Origin of the sequence: Streptomyces sp. TS71-3 (assembly GCF_018327685.1) — a bacterium.
Taxonomy (GTDB): Bacteria; Actinomycetota; Actinomycetes; order Streptomycetales; family Streptomycetaceae; genus Streptomyces.
Genome location: NZ_BNEL01000001.1, coordinates 224,029 through 243,465, shown reverse-complemented (window position 1 = coordinate 243,465; position 19,437 = coordinate 224,029). Strand labels below are relative to the sequence as shown.

At 72.8% G+C, this 19,437-nt stretch carries 11 protein-coding genes and 1 pseudogene; 1 reads left to right on the top strand and 11 read right to left on the bottom strand.

Translation table 11 applies throughout. The annotated features are described in order from the left end of the window. Positions 1-152 precede the first annotated feature (152 nt). The 8 genes from tmk to bldG form a co-directional block, all read right to left on the bottom strand. Positions 153-3,416, bottom strand: a complete 3,264-nt coding sequence (gene tmk / locus Sm713_RS01100) for a dTMP kinase (protein ID WP_212907826.1) — start codon at positions 3,414-3,416, stop codon at positions 153-155. A 608-nt stretch (positions 3,417-4,024) separates the two neighbouring features. Further along, positions 4,025-6,841, bottom strand: a complete 2,817-nt coding sequence (gene topA, locus Sm713_RS01095) for a type I DNA topoisomerase (protein ID WP_212907825.1) — start codon at positions 6,839-6,841, stop codon at positions 4,025-4,027. A gap of 221 nt (positions 6,842-7,062) precedes the next feature. Beyond that, positions 7,063-7,266 (bottom strand): hypothetical protein, encoded by a 204-nt coding sequence (locus Sm713_RS01090; RefSeq protein WP_374195944.1) that lies wholly within the window; start codon positions 7,264-7,266, stop codon positions 7,063-7,065. Between the two features lie 487 nt (positions 7,267-7,753). Then, entirely contained in the window at positions 7,754-9,316 is a 1,563-nt protein-coding gene (locus tag Sm713_RS01085) for a methyltransferase (RefSeq protein ID WP_212911698.1), read from the bottom strand. A gap of 186 nt (positions 9,317-9,502) precedes the next feature. Then, positions 9,503-10,087, bottom strand: a complete 585-nt coding sequence (locus tag Sm713_RS01080; protein WP_212911697.1) for a small secreted protein — start codon at positions 10,085-10,087, stop codon at positions 9,503-9,505. Between the two features lie 449 nt (positions 10,088-10,536). After that, positions 10,537-12,978 carry a sodium-translocating pyrophosphatase gene (locus Sm713_RS01075; RefSeq protein WP_212907824.1) on the bottom strand — a complete coding sequence of 814 codons (2,442 nt, stop codon included), beginning with the start codon at positions 12,976-12,978 and terminating at the stop codon, positions 10,537-10,539. Positions 12,979-13,974: 996 nt separating this feature from the next. Then, positions 13,975-14,403: an ATP-binding protein gene (locus Sm713_RS01070; RefSeq protein ID WP_212907823.1), complete on the bottom strand. Its 429-nt coding sequence runs from the start codon at positions 14,401-14,403 to the stop codon at positions 13,975-13,977. Between the two features lie 100 nt (positions 14,404-14,503). Continuing rightward, entirely contained in the window at positions 14,504-14,845 is a 342-nt protein-coding gene (gene bldG, locus Sm713_RS01065) for an anti-sigma factor antagonist BldG (protein ID WP_010986038.1), read from the bottom strand. A gap of 154 nt (positions 14,846-14,999) precedes the next feature. Here bldG and Sm713_RS01060 point away from each other — a divergent pair, with 154 nt between their 5' ends. Next, the gene (locus Sm713_RS01060) at positions 15,000-17,507 is read left to right on the top strand and encodes a DEAD/DEAH box helicase (protein WP_212911696.1); all 2,508 of its coding nucleotides are present in this window, start codon (positions 15,000-15,002) and stop codon (positions 17,505-17,507) included. Positions 17,508-17,615: 108 nt separating this feature from the next. Here Sm713_RS01060 and Sm713_RS01055 read toward each other — a convergent pair. From Sm713_RS01055 to Sm713_RS01045, 3 genes and pseudogenes are all read right to left on the bottom strand, one after another. Next, positions 17,616-17,825 (bottom strand): annotated as a pseudogene (locus tag Sm713_RS01055) (Rv3654c family TadE-like protein); the annotation flags it as partial. 341 nt (positions 17,826-18,166) lie between these two features. Further along, on the bottom strand, positions 18,167-18,616 hold the full coding sequence (locus tag Sm713_RS01050; protein WP_212907822.1) for a TadE family type IV pilus minor pilin: 450 nt from the start codon (positions 18,614-18,616) through the stop codon (positions 18,167-18,169). Between the two features lie 151 nt (positions 18,617-18,767). Beyond that, the gene (locus tag Sm713_RS01045) at positions 18,768-18,974 is read right to left on the bottom strand and encodes a DUF4244 domain-containing protein (RefSeq protein WP_249416028.1); all 207 of its coding nucleotides are present in this window, start codon (positions 18,972-18,974) and stop codon (positions 18,768-18,770) included. Between the last annotated feature and the right edge of the window lie 463 nt (positions 18,975-19,437).

Here is a 19,437-nt window from a genome sequence, read left to right as displayed (position 1 = left end):
CCCTTCCGGTTCAGGCCGGCCGGCACCGAGGCGCTGCCCGCCGGTGCCGGATCAACGGTCTTCATTGTGCGGGACGGGTCTGACAACGGGGGTCAGGTCACGACAGCAGGCCGATGACCAGCACATTCGTCCACCCGTCAACGAACGCTGGGTCACCGTCCGGACCGGCGCCCCCCGCGTCCGCCGTTGTCCTCGTCCTCGTCGTCGTGGGGGCCCAGAAGCTCGTCCGCCAGGGAGGGGAGGTCGTCCAGAGGCGTCTCCTCGGCCCAGTCGGGGCGGGGCCGGGAGCGCGGGGCGCCCGTCTCGGGGTCCATCTGGGGCAGCTCGCGGGTCCTGTCGTTCGGACCGGTCAGGCCGGTACCGGACGACGACTCCCCGCGCTCCCCATGCTCACGCTCCCCCCGCTCGTCGCGGAAGAGCCCCGGCGGCACGCGGTCGGCGGGATCCCCGGACGCGGGCGCGGGCGTGCCGTCCTCGCGGACGGGCGGCAGCTTCGCCGTCTCGTCGAACGCACCGGACGGGTTCGCCCCCGGAATCGGGAGCACCGCCGTGTCCTCGGAACCCCGGACGGGCCGGTGGGACGCCGCGTCACGCTGCGAGACGACGGGAGTGGGCACCGTCTCCACGGTGTCCGAGGTCCGGTGCACGGAGCCGCCCGGAGCGCCGTGCGCCGCGCCGCCCGGCGCCGTGCCGCCCGCCAGCCCGCCGGCACCCGCGGCCGCCGTCGGACCGGCGTGACCGGACGAGCCCTCCGGGCCGGAGTCCCGCCCGTCCCGGCCGGCGTCCGGCGGCGAACCCGCACCGGGGCCGCCCGGCGCACCCGTGCCGCCGCCGGCACCGTCTCCGTGGCCCTCGCTCTCCCGCCGTTCCTGCTCCGCGCGGAGCAGGGCCTCCTCGGCCTTCCGCTGCTCCTCGGCGCGCCGGGCCTCCTGGGCCGCGCGGACCCGGGCCTCGTCCTCCGCGCGCTGGCGGCGGCGCTGCTCCTCCTCGGCGCGCGCCTTCTCCTCGGCGAGCACCCGGGCGCGCTCCTCGTCGGCCCTGCGGCGCGCCTCCTCGGCCCGCTTCCTGGCCTCCTCGGCCTGCCGTTCGGCCTCGCGCTGCTGTGCCTCCGCGAGTTCGCGCTCCTTGCGCGCGTCCTCCTCGGCGCGGAGCCTGGCCAGTTCGGCCTGGCGCTCGCGCTCCAGGCGCTCTTCCTCCGCCTTGCGCCGTGCCTCTTCCTCCGCGCGCCGCTTGGCTTCCTCCTCGGCCGCCTTGCGGGCCTCCTCCTGCGCCTTCACCTCGGCGTCGGAGAGCGGGAGTACGGAGTCGAGCCGGTGCCGGATCACCATCGTGACCGCTTCGGGCTCCTGGCCGGCGTCGACGACCATGTACCGGCCGGGGTCGGCGGCGGCGAGGGTGAGGAAACCGCTGCGCACGCGCGCGTGGAACTCCGCGGGCTCCGACTCCAGCCGGTCGGGGGCCTCGGTGAAGCGTTCCCTCGCGACCTCCGGGGGGACGTCGAGCAGGACCGTCAGATGCGGGACCAGGCCTCCGGTGGCCCAGCGGGAGATGCGGGCGACCTCCGTGGGCGACAGGTCGCGGCCCGCGCCCTGGTAGGCCACGGAGGAGTCGATGTAGCGGTCGGAGATGACGACGGCGCCGCGCTCCAGGGCGGGGCGTACGACGGTGTCGACGTGCTCGGCGCGGTCGGCCGCGTACAGCAGGGCCTCGGCGCGGTGCGAGATGCCGGCGGACTGGACGTCGAGCAGGATGGAGCGGAGCCGCTTGCCCATGGGCGTCGCGCCGGGCTCGCGGGTGAGCACCACCTCGTGGCCCTTGGCGCGGATCCACTCGGCGAGCGCCTCGGCCTGCGTGGTCTTGCCTGCGCCGTCGCCGCCCTCCAGGGCGATGAAGAAGCCGCTGTGGGCGGGGACCTGCTCGGGGTCGGCGCCGCGGACCGCGTCGCGCAGGTCGTGCCGCAGGGGGACGCCGGAGCGGTCGTCGACCTTGGCGAGCAGCAGCGCGGCGACCGGCAGCAGCAGGGCGCCGACGAGCATCATGACGAACGCGGCGCCGCCGTGGTCGAAGACGAACTTGCCGCTCTCCACGCGGTGCCGCCCGATCGCGCCGGCGAGCACGGGGGCCGCGATGGCGGCGAAGCCGACGAGAGCGCGTACGACCGCGTGCAGATGGCTGGTCGTACGGGGGCGCCGGGCCTCCTCGGTCTCCTGGTCCAGCACGGTGTGGCCGGTGTTGGCGGCGATGCCGGCGGTGAGGCCGGCGACGGCCGTGATGGCCAGGTCGGTCGCGACGTCGGGGACGAGGCCGGCGACGAGGAGGGCGATTCCGGTGAGCGCGGTCGCCAGCGCCATCAGCCTGCGGCGGGACAGGGACGGCAGCACGGCGGGGCCGCTGCGGATGCCGAGGGCGACGCCGCCGGTCAGGGCGAGCACCAGCAGGCCGTAGGCGACGGGGCCGCCGCCGAGGTCCTTGGCGTGCAGCACGGCGACCGCGGCAGCGGCGGCGATGGCCCCGGCGACCGCCGCGGAGGCGAACACCAGGAGCGGTACGGCGCCCGTGCGGCCCTTGTCGACGCCGTCGGGCGTCCGGGGGCGGCGCATGCCTTCGAGGGGGGACTTCGGGCGGGGGGCGTGGGTGCCCTCGGTGCCCGGCAGTTCGAGCGCGGTGAGGACGGACAGCGAGGCGGCGAACAGCCCCGCCGCGACGTAGGACGCGAGAGCCGCCTGGTGCTGGCCGAACCACTCGACGCCGGTCGCGAGGAGGTTGCTCACGAGAGTCACGGCGACCAGTGCGGCGGCGGCCAGCGGCAGCGCCGCGAAGCCGGTGCGCAGCGAGAGGCGGCGCAGGGCGTCCATGCGGTCGGGCAGCGGCCGCACGGCGGCGCCCTCGGGCGGCGGCGGGGGCAGCAGGGTGGGCGCGGCGCCCTCCCTGCACACCGTCCAGAACCGTTCGGCGACGCCGGTCACGAACGCGGTGACGAGCAGGAGCCCGGGCGCGTCGTCCGGGGTCCAGTCGATCCACAGGGGCGCGACGATCATCATCGCGGCGCGGACGCCGTCGGCTCCGAGCAGCGTCCACCGCCGGTCGAGCGGGCCGCCCGGCGCGGTGAGCGCGGTCAGCGGCCCGAGCAGGACGGCTCCGAAGAGGAGGGTCGCCAGGATGCGGGCGGCGAAGACGGCGGCGACGGCGAAGGCGACGCCGCGGTAGCCACCGCCGAAGGAGTCGTCCGCGATGGCCGCCTGGAGGACGAGGGCCACCAGGACGAGCATCGCCAGCGCGTCGGCCGTCGATCCGACGAGGTGGGCGCTCCACAGGCGTTTCAGCGCGGGCACACGTAGGAGGGCGCGGACGGCGCGCTCCCGGGAATCCGCGACCAGGGCGTCGTCTGGAGCCGTTGAGTGCTCAGCACGCGTCATCCGTCCAGCCTATCGGCCGCCACCCCCGGTACCGCCCCTCCCCCACCCTGGGGTGTCCCGTCCCCGGGCGGGGCCAGCCGCCGGCACCGCGCGGCTGCGGCACCCTGCGGGCTGCTGAGCTTGCGCGGACGTGGGTTCCTTCCCCTCGGCCACCTGCCCCTACCTGTGCGGGCCGGTACCGCCCGGCTGCCGCACGCCGTGGGCTGTGCCCACCCTCCCCCAGTGCCTTAAGGGCCTGGGAGGTGCCCCCAGCCAGCGGAACGACTGCCCACAGAGGCAGCAGGCGGGGTGAAGGCGTACCCCCGCGAGGCCCCCTGATGGCCCGCCGGTCCGCAGTCGCGTACGAGACGGGAGGGGCCGCGGGGGGATGTGCGCGCGCAGCGGCCGGCGCCAGGCCCAGGGCACCTTTCATCTGACCGAGGGGCGCCGGACCGAGCACGTACATCCCCCCGCGGCCCCGCACCACAACGAACCAGAAGGCGCCCGATAAGGGGCGCGGGGAACTGCGCGAAGAACCCAAACGCACCCGCACCCGCACTCGCACCCGCCAAAGCACGCCGCATCAAGGCAACAGAACGAGCCCGGCCAAGCCCCGCAGGGGCGAAACCTCAGCCCTGCTCGCCGCTGGAGCCGTTCGACGAAGCCGCCCGCTTCCCGGAAGCGGCCTTCTTCGCCGGCGCAGCCTTCTTCGCCGCCCCCGCCGCGCCAGCGGCTTTCTTCTTCGCCGGCGCCCTCTTCGCCGCCGTCTTCTTCGCCGCCCGCTTCACAGGCCCCTTCGCCCGCTTCTCCGCCAGCAGCTCGAACCCGCGCTCCGGCGTGATCTCCTCCACGCTGTCGGCGGCCCTGAGCGTCGCGTTGGTCTCGCCGTCGGTGACGTACGGCCCGAACCGGCCGTCCTTGACGACGACGGGCTTGCCGCTGACCGGGTCCTCGCCCAGTTCCCTGAGCGGCGGCTTGGCGGCCGCCCGGCCGCGCTGCTTCGGCTGGGCGTAGATCGCGAGGGCCTCGTCCAGGGTGATGCCGAAGATCTGGTCCTCGGTCTGGAGGGACCGCGAGTCCGTGCCCTTCTTGAGGTACGGACCGTAGCGCCCGTTCTGCGCGGTGATCTCCACGCCCTCCGGGTCGGTGCCCACCACCCGCGGCAGCGACATCAGCTTGAGGGCGTCCTGGAGCGTGACCGTGTCCAGGGACATCGACTTGAACAGGGACGCCGTCCGCGGCTTGACCGCGTTCTTGCCGGTCTTGGGCGTCCCCTCGGGCAGCACCTCGGTGACGTACGGACCGTAGCGGCCGTCCTTGGCGACGATCTCACGGCCCGTCTCCGGGTCGGTGCCCAGCTCGAAGTCGCCGGTCGGCTTGGCGAGCAGTTCCTCCGCGTACTCGATCGTCAGCTCGTCGGGGGCGAGGTCCTCGGGGACGTCGGCCCGCTGGTGGCCCTCCTCGTCGCGCGCACCGCGCTCCACGTACGGGCCGTAGCGGCCGACCCGGAGCACGACGCCGTCCCCCACGGGGAACGAGGAGACCTCGCGCGCGTCGATGGCGCCCAGGTCGGTGACGAGTTCCTTGAGGCCGCCGAGGTGGTCTCCGTCGCCGTTGCCCGCGGACGCCGCGGTGGCGCCCTCCGGGCCGCCCTCGCCGAAGTAGAAGCGCCGAAGCCACGGCACGGCCTGCGCCTCTCCGCGCGCGATGCGGTCGAGGTCGTCCTCCATGCGGGCGGTGAAGTCGTAGTCGACGAGCCGCCCGAAGTGCTTCTCCAGGAGGTTGACGACCGCGAACGACAGGAACGAGGGGACGAGCGCGGTGCCCTTCTTGAAGACGTAGCCGCGGTCGAGGATGGTGCCAATGATCGACGCGTACGTCGACGGGCGGCCGATCTCGCGCTCCTCCAGCTCCTTGACCAGGGACGCCTCGGTGTAGCGGGCGGGCGGCTTGGTCGAGTGGCCGTCGGCGGCGATCTCCTCGGCGGTGAGCGCGTCGCCCTCGGCGACCTGCGGCAGGCGCCGCTCGCGGTCGTCCAGCTCGGCGTTCGGGTCGTCGGCGCCCTCCACGTAGGCCTTCAGGAAGCCGTGGAACGTGATCGTCTTGCCGGAGGCGCTGAACTCGGCGTCCCGCCCGTCCGCGGAACGGCCGGCGATCTTCACGGTGACGCTGTTGCCGACGGCGTCCTTCATCTGGGACGCGACGGTGCGCTTCCAGATCAGCTCGTACAGCTTGAACTGCTCGCCGGTCAGGCCGGTCTCGGCCGGCGTGCGGAAGCGGTCGCCGGAGGGGCGGATCGCCTCGTGCGCCTCCTGGGCGTTCTTGACCTTGCCGGCGTACGTGCGGGGCCGCTCCGGGAGGTAGTCGGCGCCGTAGAGCTGCGTGACCTGCGCCCGGGCGGCGCTGACGGCCGTGTCGGAGAGCGTGGTGGAGTCCGTACGCATATAGGTGATGAAGCCGTTCTCGTACAGCTTCTGGGCGACCTGCATGGTCGCCTTCGCACCGAAGCCGAGCTTGCGGCTGGCTTCCTGCTGGAGCGTGGTGGTGCGGAAGGGCGCGTACGGCGAGCGGCGGTAGGGCTTGGACTCCACCGAGCGCACGGAGAACGCGGAGTGCTCCAGCGCGGCGGCCAGCGCCCGGGCGTTCTCCTCGTCGAGGTGGAGGGTGTTCGCCGTCTTCAGCTGCCCGCGGGAGTCGAAGTCGCGGCCCTGGGCGACACGCCTGCCGTCCACCGCCGTGAGCCGAGCGGCCAGGGAGGCGGGGTCGGACGAGTCGCCGGCGCGGCCGGTCGCGAAGGTGCCCGTGAGGTCCCAGTACTCGGCGGAGCGGAACGCGATGCGCTCGCGCTCGCGCTCGACGACGAGGCGGGTGGCGACGGACTGCACGCGGCCCGCCGACAGCCGCGGCATGACCTTCTTCCACAGCACCGGGGAGACCTCGTAGCCGTAGAGGCGGTCGAGGATCCGGCGGGTCTCCTGGGCGTCGACGAGCTTCTGGTTCAGCTCGCGGGGGTTGGCCACGGCCGCCCGGATGGCGTCCTTGGTGATCTCGTGGAAGACCATCCGGTGCACGGGGATCTTCGGCCTGAGCACCTCCTGGAGGTGCCAGGCGATCGCCTCGCCCTCCCGGTCCTCGTCCGTCGCGAGGTAGAGCTCGTCGGAGTCGCGCAGCAGATCCTTGAGCTTCTTGACCTGGGACTTCTTGTCAGCGTTGACGACGTAGACGGGCTGGAAGTCGTGATCCACGTCCACGCCGAGGCGGCGCACCTCGCCGGTGTACTTGTCGGGGACCTCTGCGGCCCCGTTGGGGAGGTCACGGATGTGCCCGACACTCGCCTCGACGGTGTATCCGGGCCCGAGATAGCCCTTGATCGTCTTCGCCTTGGCAGGCGACTCGACGATGACGAGTCGGCGGCCGCCCTGTGCGGTCTCGCTGGTCGGGGACAACTTCGCTCTTCTCTCTCCGGTCGACGCTCGGTGGGCACGTGCTGACGCTGCGGAGTGTGACGGTACCTCCCGCCCCCGTGTCAAACGGGGAAAGCCCGCAACGGCCACTCGAACGGTAACCCGACTTCCGCTGTTCCTGCCGCCCGGAGCGGCGACCTGCCCGTCCGGCTTATGCGGAGGGTCACTTATCAGTTACGCCTGTGTGGTGCCTCACACCGAGCTCAGACGCTCGCGAGGCACCAGCAGCCGATGCCCAGCGCGGCCACTCCGGCGACGGTCGCGACCGTGGCCGATGCGACCTGATTCACACCGTCCGCGACGGGTGCGCGGTGCCGCAGCCGCATCCCGGTCCAGAGCAGCAGCCCCACTCCGAACAGGGTGAACACCACGCCCACGAAGATCGCGGGCACGCTCTCCAGCTCCATGTCGTGTCGTCTCCCCCGCCCACCTCCGCCGGGTTCCTCCGGCGCGCTCACCGGCCGCCCCGCCGGCCTGCCCGGGCCCCGCCCGGGGTGTCTGCGGGCTTGTGAGGTACCGGATGTCGGAGGCTGGCACGCTCGTACGACCGGGCGAAGAATTTGGCGTGAACGGATGGTGGCGTGGCGCGTGTGCGGCCTGGGGCGGCTGCGATGGCGTGTCTTCGGGCTTGTGGTCGGTCTGCCGGTCGCTCCGCAGTCGCTCTACAAGGGGCGCCGTTCCGTAAAGCGCACCCTTCTGTAAAGCACCCCTTGGATGCAGGGCCCATCCGGACGGAGCACTTCCAGGTGCGCACGACGTCCGGATAGGGAGCCGCTTCCGTTCCCGGAGACCGCCGCTCTATGAGGCCGCCGTGCTGGAAGGCCACCCCTCTAGGAGGCCACCCCTCTAGGGGGCCGCCGCCCTAGGAGCCCGCCGCCCCAGGAGGCCGCTGCCCTAGGAGCCCGCTTCCGCGCCGTTCCCCGGCTCGTCGGCGGGATCCAGGAACCCCTGCTCGATCAGCAGCCGGATCTGGGCGGGGGTGCGGTCCCTCAGCAGCACCGGGTCCTCCCCGAGGAGCTGCGCGATGGCGTCCAGGATCCGCCCGGCGTTCAGGGAGCCGTCGCAGACTCCGGCGAAGCCGGCGGTGACCGTGTCCACCTTGGTGGCCCGGCGCATCCCGTGCTGCTGGCGCAGCACGACGTGCTCGGGGTCCTCGGCGCCGGGCAGGCCGATCTGCTCCTGGACGACCTCGGGAGCCAGCCGGAAGCGGGCTTCGAGGAGCGCGGCGTCGTCGTGCGCGGCCAGGTAGGCCTGGCCGCGGAAGTGCGCGCGCACGGCCTGGCCGAGGGGCTGCTCGACAGCGTGCGGCCACTCCTCGACGGTGACCGCCGGAGCCGCGGAGTCCGTGCGGTGCAGGCTGATCCAGCCGAAGCCGACGGCCGTCGTCCTGCGCCGCTCGAACTCGTCCAGCCAGGCGTCGTACCGCGCCGCGTACTCGGCAGGGTCGGCCCGGTGGTCGCCCGCGTCCCGCAGCCACAGCTCCGCGTACTGGGCGACGTCCTGCACCTCCCGCTGGACGATCCAGGCGTCGCAGCCGGGCGGCAGCCAGGAGCGGACGCGATCGGTCCAGTCCTCGCCCTCGACGTGCTGCCAGTTGGCGAGGAACTGGGCGTGCCCGCCGACGTTGAGCCGCTGCCCCGCGCCCTGCACCAGCGACCGGCACAGGTCGTCCCCGCCCATCCCGCCGTCCCGGTAGGTGAGCCGGGCGCCGGGAGAGATCACGAACGGCGGGTTCGACACGATCAGGTCGTACGTCCCGTCGGCCACGGGCTCGTAGAGCGAGCCCTCGCGCAGGTCGGCGCCGGGCGCGCCGGACAGCGCGAGGGTGAGCGCGGCCATGCGCAACGCGCGCGGGTTGGTGTCGGTCGCGGTGACCCGGGCGGCGTGCTGGGCGGCGTGCAGCGCCTGGACACCGGAACCCGTGCCGAGGTCGAGGGCGCTGCCGACCCTGGTGCGGACGGTGATCTGGGCGAGGGTGCTGGAGGCGCCGCCCACGCCGAGCACCACGTCGGCGCCCGCCCGCCGTCCGGGCCCGCCGATGCCCGCGGCCCCGCCGACCGCGCAGCCGAGGTCCGAGACGACGAACCAGTCCTGGCGCAACGGTCCCGCGTACGGCCGCACGTCCACCGTGGCCGCCACCTCGTCGCCGCCCGCGCGGGTGAGCCAGCCCGTCTCCAGGCAGTCCGACACGGGCAGAACGTCCGCCACGCGCGCGTGCGGCACCGGCTGCTGGAGCAGGAAGAGGCGGACGAGCGACTCCAGGGGGCCCTCGCCGCTGGTGGCCCGCAGCGCGGGCACCGCCTCGCCGCGCGCCAGGGCCGCGTAGGCGGCGGAGCCGAGCAGCTTGCGGAGGCCGTCCGCGGTGAAGCCCGCGGCGAGCAGGGCGTCCCGCAGCCCCGCGGCGGCACGGTCGGCGTCCGCGCTCGCGCCGGCGTCCGGCGCACCCGGGGACGGCATGGGGGCGGCCGGCAGGGGACGCGGCGACGGATGGGACGGCTGGGGCGGCCCCGGGGGGCGGGTGCTACTCACGCGCCCCATTGTGTCCGTTCCGCTCTGTCCGTTCCGCGCCGCGCGCCGGTCCATGGGCGGCGACCCCGGCGCGCGTCGGCCCCATGGCCCGGCCCCGGGGTCGGCCTCAGTGCCTCAGCCCGCTGCGGTGGACGGTGCCGTGGACGCCTTCTGGCAGCTCTGCTGCTTCCCCATCGACTTGCCGAGGTCGCCCTCCTCCAGCTTCGCCAGGGCGTCATTGCCGCTCTTGCCGAGCTGCTGGAGGCGGGTGGCGATGCCGGTGAGGCCGTCCGCGAACTTGGCCTGGTCCTCGGTGTCCAGGCCGTCGACCTGCTTCTTCAGACCGGCGTAGGAAGCGGAGGTGGTGTTCAGCTCCTTGACGGCGTCCTGCTGCTTCTTCTCGCCGCCGTCGGAGGGCGGCGGGCCGGCCCGATCCACGGCGGAGGCGAGCGCCTTGTAGGCGTCGGACATGTCCTGGAATGCCTTGGAGTCGGTCTTCTGCACGTCCGAGGGCTTGCTGGTGTCCGAGGTCTGCTGCTGGATGGCGGTGTTGGCCGACCCGATCTTCTGGGCCTGCGGCTGCACGGCGTCACAGACCGTCTTGGCCCAGGCGTCGAGCTTGTTCGTGTCGCCCTTGCACCCCGAAAGCGCCAGTACCAACACCGCACCGCCGCACAGCACGGACGCACACTTCTTCTTCACCGGATGGCCCCCTTCGATGGCTTCCGGCCCCGGAACATACACGCCGCAGAGGTGACACCCATGACCCGAATGCCCGAGTATTAACCTTCTTAGTGCTCTTTAGCCCCAGAGAGATATGACTCACGGAGGCGGGAAGGGGCGGGGTATCCGGCGCGTCCGGCATCCGCCGGTTTCGCGGTTTCCGCCTGCGCGCGGCGGTTCGCGCGCCTGATCCGATCCGGCAGGGCTCGGCGGCGTGCGCCCCAGGGATTTACCCCGGCGCACAAGCGGGCGGTCGGGCAGGCGGGGAGCGGGGAGCGGGGAGGAGGGTGTGCGGGCGGGCGACAGCGCACAAGCGGGCGGGCGACGCCAAGTGCGCGCCGCCCGCCCGCCGGTTGGCCGAGTCCGGAGCCGGAGTCCCGGGTCCGGGGCTGGGCCGAGCCCCGGACCCGATTCCCGGCTCCGAACCCGGGGATGGGAGTCCGCCGCTACGGCACCACCGCCGGGTCCGCCGACTCCCCCACCGGTGCGCCCTTCTTCTTGTCGCCCTCGGCGGCACCTCCCGTGCCGTCCTCGTCGTCCCCGCCGACCGTGATCCCGCGGCGCTTGGACACGAAGACGGCTCCGACGATCACGGCCAGCGCCAGCACGGCGATGATCACCCGCACGGCGACGCTCGCGCTCTCTCCGAAGCTGAACTTGATGATCGCCGGCGCGATGAGCAGCGCCACCAGGTTCATCACCTTCAGCAGGGGGTTGATCGCGGGCCCCGCGGTGTCCTTGAAGGGGTCGCCGACGGTGTCGCCGATCACCGTCGCGGCATGGGCCTCGCTGCCCTTGCCGCCGTGGTGACCGTCCTCGACGAGCTTCTTGGCGTTGTCCCAGGCACCACCGGAGTTGGCGAGGAACACCGCCATGAGGGTGCCCGTGCCGATCGCGCCCGCGAGGTAGGCACCGAGCGCCCCGACGCCGAGGGTGAAGCCGATCGCGATCGGCGCCAGGACGGCGAGCAGTCCCGGAGTCGCCAGTTCACGCAGCGCGTCCTTGGTGCAGATGTCGACGACGCGCCCGTACTCGGGCTTCTCCGTGAAGTCCATGATCCCGGGCTTCTCCTTGAACTGCCGCCGCACCTCGTAGACCACGGCCCCGGCGGACCGGGACACCGCGTTGATGGCGAGACCGGAGAAGAGGAAGACCACGGCGGCGCCCGCGATGAGGCCGACCAGGTTGTTGGGCTGCGAGATGTCCATCACCAGGCTCAGCGGCCCGCCCGAGCCGACCCGCTCGCCGACGTCGTGCGCCGCCGAGGTGATCGCGTCGCGGAACGAGCCGAAGAGCGCCGACGCCGCGAGGACGGCGGTGGCGATGGCGATGCCCTTGGTGATGGCCTTGGTGGTGTTGCCCACCGCGTCCAGGTCGGTGAGCACCTGCGCGCCCGCGCCCTCGACGTCGCCGGACATCTCGGCGATGCCCTGGGCGTTGTCGGAGACGGGACCGAAGGTGTCCATGGCCACGATGACCCCGACCGTGGTGAGCAGGCCGGTACCGGCCAGCGCCACCGCGAACAGCGCCAGCATGATCGACGTGCCGCCGAGCAGGAACGCCCCGTACACGCCGAGCCCGATCAGCAGCGCCGTGTAGACGGCGGACTCGAGCCCCAGCGAGATGCCGGAGAGCACGACCGTGGCCGGGCCGGTCAGCGAGGTCTTGCCGACGTCCCTGACGGGGCGCCGGCTGGTCTCGGTGAAGTACCCGGTCAGCTGCTGGATGAGGGCGGCGAGCACGATGCCGATGGCGACGGCGACGAGTGCGAGGACCCGCGGGTCGCCGCTCTTGCCCTGGATCGCCGCGTCGGTGACGCCGTTCAGGTCGGCGTACGAGGACGGCAGGTAGGTGAAGACGGCGACCGCCACCAGCACCAGCGAGATCACCGCGGAGATGAAGAACCCGCGGTTGATGGCGCTCATGCCGCTGCGGTCCGAGCGGCGGGGGGCCACCGCGAAGATGCCGAGCATCGCCGTGATCACGCCGATCGCCGGGACGATCAGCGGGAAGGCGAGTCCGGAGTCGCCGAAGGCCGCCTTGCCGAGGATCAGCGCGGCGACCAGCGTGACGGCGTACGACTCGAACAGGTCGGCGGCCATTCCCGCGCAGTCGCCGACGTTGTCGCCCACATTGTCGGCGATGGTCGCGGCATTGCGCGGGTCGTCCTCCGGAATGCCCTGCTCGACCTTGCCGACCAGGTCGGCGCCGACGTCGGCGGCCTTGGTGAAGATGCCGCCTCCGACACGCATGAACATGGCGATCAGCGCGGCGCCGAGGCCGAAGCCCTCCAGGACTTTCGGCGCGTCGGCCGCGTACACCAGCACGACACAGGAGGCGCCCAGAAGCCCGAGCCCCACCGTGAACATGCCGACGACGCCGCCCGTCCGGAAAGCGATCTTCATTGCCTCGTGCGAGACGGTGGTGAGATCTTTTTCCGGCTCGCCTTCACCGGGTGTGGCCTTTCTTGCCGCAGCAGCCACACGAACATTGCTGCGCACCGCGAGCCACATCCCGATATAGCCGGTGGCGGCCGAGAAGGCCGCACCGATCAGGAAGAACACCGAGCGTCCGGCGCGCTGGTTCCAGTCGTCCGCGGGCAGCAGCAGGAGCAGGAAGAACACCACGGTGGCGAAGACGCCGAGGGTGCGCAGCTGCCGGGCCAGGTAGGCGTTGGCGCCCTCCTGCACGGCGGCCGCGATCTTCTTCATGCTGTCGGTGCCCTCGCCCGCGGCGAGCACCTGGCGCACCAGGACCCCGGCGACGATGAGTGCGGCGAGGGCAACGATCCCGATGACCACCACGATCAGGCGGTTGTCGTCGGTCAGCACTGCGGCTGCGAAGGTTGAGGGGTGGTCAAACTTTTGAGGGGTGGAAAGCCCCGCCATTCGTCCTCCTTGACGCTTGGGCTGAGCTCAAGATGTGGACGGATTGTAGGTACTAGATCCAGATCCAAACAGTGGGCGGTAATCGATATCGGCCCGCACCTGCGCCGTAGCAAATGATCGCCGCGAACGGCCCGCGCTCGAAAGGTGTAATGCCTTTAAAGCATTGACCCGCACCTATGATCGACAATCACTTGATCCACCACCGTAATGGCCGCCCAAACGATCAGGTGACACATTACGAAGATGATCAGAGAAACGATCAGTAATGCGATCGAAAATCGTGTGGGCGGAGTGGGGGAATTGTGCGCGGCAATGCGGTCCGCGCTGCTCATCGGGGGTGCGCGGGAGGAGGGCGACTCCGGCCGCCGTCACAGTGAGCGGGGTGGCGGATGGGGGCCCCGGGGACGGGAACAGGGTGTGGGCGCGACTCCCGGGCCGGGAGCGGACGCACCGGGCGCGGGCGTCCCGGGGCGATCCCAGAGGCTCCAGGGGGCAGCGAGGCCGCGGAAACCGGTGGGGCGAGGGTGCCGCAAGTTGGCTGACTTCAGGGGAGGGGTGGGGTGGAGGCGGGGTGAGCGGCGTGAACGGCTGCGGGGCTTCGAGGGGCGCAGGCGTGAGGATATGTGGGGCACCCGGACGAAGAGCGTGAATATGTACCGAGCGAGCACGAAGGGTGCGGATACGGGGCGTACGGGCGTGTAGGCGTGCCGCCACGACGGCTGCGGGTCCGTGGGCCGCCAGCACGAAGGGTGCGTGTTTGTGGGCCTGGCACCACGAAGGGTGCGGGTCCGTGGGCCGCCACCACGAAGGGACGCGGGGAACTGCGCGCTCAGCCCCCATCGGCGGAGAGCCGGAGAAGAAGCCCCGAGGGGCAGGTCCGATCCGGGGACCGCCGCAGGCGGAGTCGCCAGACGGACCGCCCGGCATCAGGGCAGACGGGTCGCCCGAGGCCAGCGCAGAGGAGCCGCCGGACTCAGGGCAACAAGTTCGCCGAACTCAGGGCAGCAGAGTCGTCGGAGGAGTCGGCCAGCTCATCCGGATGTGCCCGCCGTTCTCGCCGGCGGAAACCTCCACGTCATCCACGAGCCCGCTGATGACGGCGAGACCCATCTCGTCCTCGCTCTCCGCGTCCACGTCGGGCCCCCCACCGGAGGCACCCACCCCGGCCACGGAGTGCGGCGCCTCGTCACCGACCTCGATGGAGAACTGCTTCTCCTCCTCGATCAGCAGCACGTACACCGGCTCCGAGAGACCGTTGATCTGGTGCAGGCCGACCGCGCGGGTGCAGGCCTCGCCCACGGCGAGCCTCACCTCGTCGAGCACGGCTTCGTCCACCCCCGACCTGCGCGCCACTGCCGCCGCCACCAGACGGGCGGTCCTGACGTGCTCGGGCAGCGGGCTGAAGCGGAGTTCGACGGTGGCCATGCGTCCCCCTTTTGGCATACGGAAGTGCTGAGGGGGCCGGGCCCGGGGCCCGGTCCCCCCTGGTGGTGAAACCCCCGGGCCCTTGGCCCGGGGAACCGGCTCAGTCGGTGGCCGCGACCGCTTCCTCGACCGAGGTGTGGATCGGGAACACCTTGGTCAGGCCGGTGATACGGAAGATCTTGAGAATGCGCTCCTGGTTGCAGACCAGGCGCAGCGAGCCCTCGTGCGCGCGGACGCGCTTGAGGCCACCCACCAGCACGCCGAGCCCGGTGGAGTCGAGAAAGTCCACGCCCTCCATGTCGACGACCAGGTGAAAATTGCCGTCGTTCACGAGCTCGACCAGCTGCTCACGCAGCTTGGGCGCGGTGTACACATCAATTTCGCCACCGACCTCGACGACCGTACGGTCGCCGACAGTACGGGTCGACAGGGACAGGTCCACGGATCCTCCAGCACCTTGCTATCGAGCGGTCGCCCCTAGGGACACCTCGGCTTGAACCCCGGGACGGATCGCCAGCCGCGATGGCATTCAATCACTTACGACAGACGTGCACGACGCCTTGGGTCCATTGTCCGTCGTGCCGGTGACACACTCGATGCCGATGCCCAAGAATCACCGTCCCGAAAGATCCCCGGCGGACACCGCCGCCCGGCTCTCCCCGCAGACAGTCCTGGACCGTCTCGCCCCGGGGCAGGACCGGGTTGCGCGCATCACCCATACGGAGCACTTGCCCCCACGTGCGGGGCGGCATGCCGTCTGGTCCGACCGTATCCGACCGGAGATCATCCGCGCTGTCGAACGGGCGGGAATCGAGCATCCATGGGCCCATCAGGCACTCGCAGCCGAACATGTGCTCGACGGAGAGTCCGTTGTCGTCGCCACCGGCACCGCCTCCGGGAAGTCCCTCGCCTACCTCGTGCCCGTCCTCAGCACCCTGCTGGACGGCTCCGAGGCGCCGAACGGGCGGGGCGCGACCGCGCTCTACCTGGCCCCCACCAAGGCACTCGCCGCCGACCAGTGCCGGATGGTGAAGGAGTTCGCCGCACCCCTGGGCACCGCGATACGGCCCGCCGCCTACGACGGGGACACCGCCTTCGAGGAACGCGAGTGGGTCCGCCAGTACGCCACGTACGTGCTGACCAACCCCGACATGCTGCACCGGGGCATCCTTCCGTCCCACCCCCGATGGTCCTCCTTCCTGCGCGCGCTGCGCTACGTCGTGATCGATGAGTGCCACACCTACCGGGGTGTCTTCGGCTCGCACGTCGCCCAGGTGCTGCGCCGGCTGCGCAGGCTCTGCGCCCGGTACGGCTCCTCGCCCGTCTTCCTGCTCGCCTCGGCCACCGCCGCCGAGCCGGCCGTGGCCGCCGAACGGCTGACCGGTGTCCCGGTGCGCGAGATCAGCGACGACGCCTCGCCCCGCGGCGAGCTGGTCTTCGCCCTCTGGGAGCCGCCGCTCACCGAGCTGCACGGCGAGAAGGGCGCCCCGGTGCGCCGCACGGCCACCGCCGAGACCGCGGAACTCCTGACCGACCTCGTCGTGCAAGGCGTGCGCACCGTCGCCTTCGTCCGCTCGCGGCGCGGCGCCGAGCTGATCTCCGTGATCGCGCAGGAGCGGCTCGCCGAGGTGGACCGCTCGCTGCCCCGGCGGGTCGCCGCCTACCGCGGCGGCTACCTGCCGGAGGAGCGGCGCGCCCTGGAGCGCGCCCTGCACACCGGCGAGCTGCTGGGCCTCGCCGCCACCACCGCCCTGGAACTCGGCATCGACGTCTCCGGCCTCGACTCCGTCCTGATCGCGGGCTACCCCGGCACCCGGGCCTCGCTCTGGCAGCAGGCGGGCCGGGCGGGGCGCTCCGGGCGGGGCGCGCTGGCCGTGCTGGTCGCGCGCGACGACCCGTTGGACACGTATCTCGTCCATCATCCGGAAGCGGTGTTCCGCCAGCCGGTGGAGTCCACCGTGCTCGACCCCGACAACCCGTACGTGCTCGCGCCCCATCTGTGCGCCGCCGCCGAGGAGCTTCCGCTCACGGATGAGGACCTGCCGCTCTTCGGTCCCGCCGCGGCCGAGCTGCTGCCGCAGCTCGAGGCCGCGAAACTGCTCCGCCGCCGTACGAAGGCCTGGCACTGGACACGGCGAGAGCGCGCCGCCGACCTCACCGGCATCCGCGGCGAGAGCGGCGACCCGGTGCAGGTGGTGGAGGCCGCGACGGGCCGGCTGCTCGGGACCGTGGACGCCTCCGCCGCGCACACGACCGTGCACGACGGCGCGGTCCACCTCCACCAGGGCCGCACCTACGTGGTCAAGGAACTCGACCTCGACGGCGGGGCCGCGCTCGTCGAGCCGGCCGACCCCCCGTACTCGACCATGGCGCGGGACACCACCGCCATCTCCATCCTGGAGACCGACACCGAGGTGCCCTGGGGCGACGCCCGGCTCTGCTACGGGTCCGTGGAGGTCACCAACCAGGTCGTCTCCTACCTGCGCCGCCGGCTGATCACCGGCGAGGTGCTGGGCGAGACCCGGCTCGACCTGCCGCCGCGCACCCTGCGCACCCGTGCCGTCTGGTGGACGGTCACGCAGGACCAGCTCGACGCCGCCCGGGTGAACCCGGAACAGCTCGGCGGCGCCCTGCACGCCGCCGAGCACGCGTCCATCGGCATACTCCCGCTCTTCGCCACCTGCGACCGCTGGGACATCGGCGGCGTCTCCATCCCGCTGCACCCCGACACGCTGCTGCCGACCGTCTTCGTCTACGACGGCCATCCGGGCGGCGCGGGCTTCGCCGAGCGTGCCTTCCACACCGCCCGCGAGTGGCTCACCGCCACCCGCGAGGCCATCGCCTCGTGCGAGTGCGACGCCGGCTGCCCCTCCTGCATCCAGTCCCCCAAGTGCGGCAACGGCAACGACCCCCTCCACAAACGAGGCGCGGTACGCCTGCTGACGGTGCTGCTGCGGGGTGCCGAGGCCGCGGGCGACGGAGGCGATGCGGACGGCATCGGCTCGGAGGCCGCGTCCGGCGGTGGCGACGTACCCGGCGGTGGGGGTGCGGAAAGCACCGTCTCGCAGGCCGCGAGCGGCGGTGCCGTTCCCGACGGAGGGTGAAGCGGCCGGCCGCACCGGGGGTGGTCGCGGTGTCGTGGGTGCGGCGAGGCCGGCACGGGCGCGTTCCTCCAGGTGGAAGGGGCCGACGTCCTCCGCGGCGGTGACGTCGGAGACCTCGCCGATCAGCGCGCAGCGCACCAACCGGACGCCCTGTGCCCCGGCCACCCGCGCCGCCTTGGCACAGGCCGCCGTGCGGCCCTCGGCCCAGTGGTCGGCGACGGCGAGCGCCGCGAGGTCGGCGGCCCCGCCCGCCCTGTGCCGGGCCAGCACGGTCTGGGCCATGCCCAGCAGCGCGGCGAACACCACGGCGATCGCCATCATCACCGCGACGCTGAACACGGTGGCCGAGCCACGGTCCCGGCGGACGGGGCGGCAGCGGGGGGCTCGGTGGGTCGAAGGTCTGGCGGCGGCGGGCCGCCAGGTGGGCGACGACGGCATGGCGGGGGTGGACGGATCGGCGGAGGTGGACGGATCGGCGTGGGCCCCGGCTCTGCCGGGAGCGGCGGGCCCGTCATCGAGGGCAGCGGGCGGTGCGGGGGCGTTTCCGGGGGCGGGAGCCCTTCCGGGAGCAGGAGCCCTTCCGGGAGCAGGACCCCTCCCGGGAGCAGGACCCCTTCCGGGAGCGCGAGCCCGGACCGTGTGAAGAGCCTGCCACGGGTTCATGACGCACCCGCCCCCACGGTCTCCTCGGCCAGCGCCACGGCCTCCTGGTGCAGGTGCAGGACGAGCGCGCCAGGGCCGGGAGAGTCGGCGTCCACCCGGACGCGCACCAGATCCCCTTCGCGCCGCACGGTCACCTGCGCGCCCTTCGGGGCCGCCTGCTCGGCCGCCGCCACCGCCGCGGCGTCCGGGTCCTGGCGGGCGGCCACCCTCGCCCCGGCCCTGGCCGCGTCCACGCACTGGATCTGCGCGGCCGCGACCAGCAGGGCCCAGACCAGGCCCATCACGAACAGCACCAGCGCGGGCAACACCACCGCGGCCTCCGCGCTCACCGAGCCGGCGTCGGAGCGGCGGGTGACGGTGGGTCGGGAGGGCCCGCTCGGGGCTGCTCCGGTGCGGGCCGTTGCTCCCGTCCGGTCCCTCCCTCCGGTCCCGGCGGCACCTCCCATCCGGCTGGCTCCTCCCGTCCGGACGGCACCTCCCATCCGGGCCGCTCCTCCGGATCCGGCGGCTCCCCGGGGCCACGCCGCGAACCGTTCCGGTGCACATCTGGCAGCCGACGCCGGCCGGGGCCTCTCCCCGGCCGGCGTGGCACGCCCGTCAGAACTGGCCATTGAGCGCCCGTTCCACGACCCCCTGGAGCATTCGGCTCACCGGAGGGCTGGTCACCACCTTGTAGAGCACCCCGGCCAACGCGACCGCCACGATCATGCCCATGGCGTACTCGGCCGTGGTCATCCCCGCGTCCCGCACCGGGATGCGGGCGATCGTGACCCGGTGCAGCAGCCCAACCGTCCGGCGGAGCACGGAGGCGCCCGGTACCGGGCGACGATGCCCCGTGGCACCCGCGCACGCGACATCGGTGCACACCGCGCCGCCGCACCCGCGTCCCGTGGAAGCCACGCGCTTCGAGCCCTCAGGTCGCGTCGAACCGACACGCCTGATCCCGTCTCCCGTGGCGCTCCTCAGCCCGTCCCCTGTGCTGTTCCTCAGGCCCTCCCCCGTGCTGCTCCTCAGCCCGTCCCTCGTGGCGCTCCTCAGTCTCTCCCCCGCGCCACTCCTCAGCCCCTCCCCCGTGCCGCTCCGCACCTCGTGCGCCGTGTCGTCGCTCGTTCCGTGGGCCGTGTGATTGCCCATCTGGTCCCCCGTGTGGTCGTTCACTTCGTTCTCCGTCTCTCCGTGTCGTTCGTCGCGTGCGCCCGTCTCTCCGTGTCGTTCGTCGTGTGCGCCCGTCAGACCCACCTGCGGCTCCGGCCCGCAGGCCGCCCGG

Excerpts from the sequence above, each read along its gene's own strand:
- Sm713_RS01070 (WP_212907823.1), bottom strand. The coding sequence starts at position 14,403 with ATGGCCACCGTCGAACTCCGCTTCAGCCCGCTGCCCGAGCACGTCAGG.
- Sm713_RS01085 (WP_212911698.1), bottom strand. The coding sequence starts at position 9,316 with ATGCCGTCCCCGGGTGCGCCGGACGCCGGCGCGAGCGCGGACGCCGAC.
- Sm713_RS01050 (WP_212907822.1), bottom strand. The coding sequence starts at position 18,616 with ATGGGAGGTGCCGCCGGGACCGGAGGGAGGGACCGGACGGGAGCAACG.
- Sm713_RS01090 (WP_374195944.1), bottom strand. The coding sequence starts at position 7,266 with ATGGAGCTGGAGAGCGTGCCCGCGATCTTCGTGGGCGTGGTGTTCACC.
- Sm713_RS01060 (WP_212911696.1), top strand. The coding sequence starts at position 15,000 with ATGCCGATGCCCAAGAATCACCGTCCCGAAAGATCCCCGGCGGACACC.
- tmk (WP_212907826.1), bottom strand. The coding sequence starts at position 3,416 with ATGACGCGTGCTGAGCACTCAACGGCTCCAGACGACGCCCTGGTCGCG.
- Sm713_RS01075 (WP_212907824.1), bottom strand. The coding sequence starts at position 12,978 with ATGGCGGGGCTTTCCACCCCTCAAAAGTTTGACCACCCCTCAACCTTC.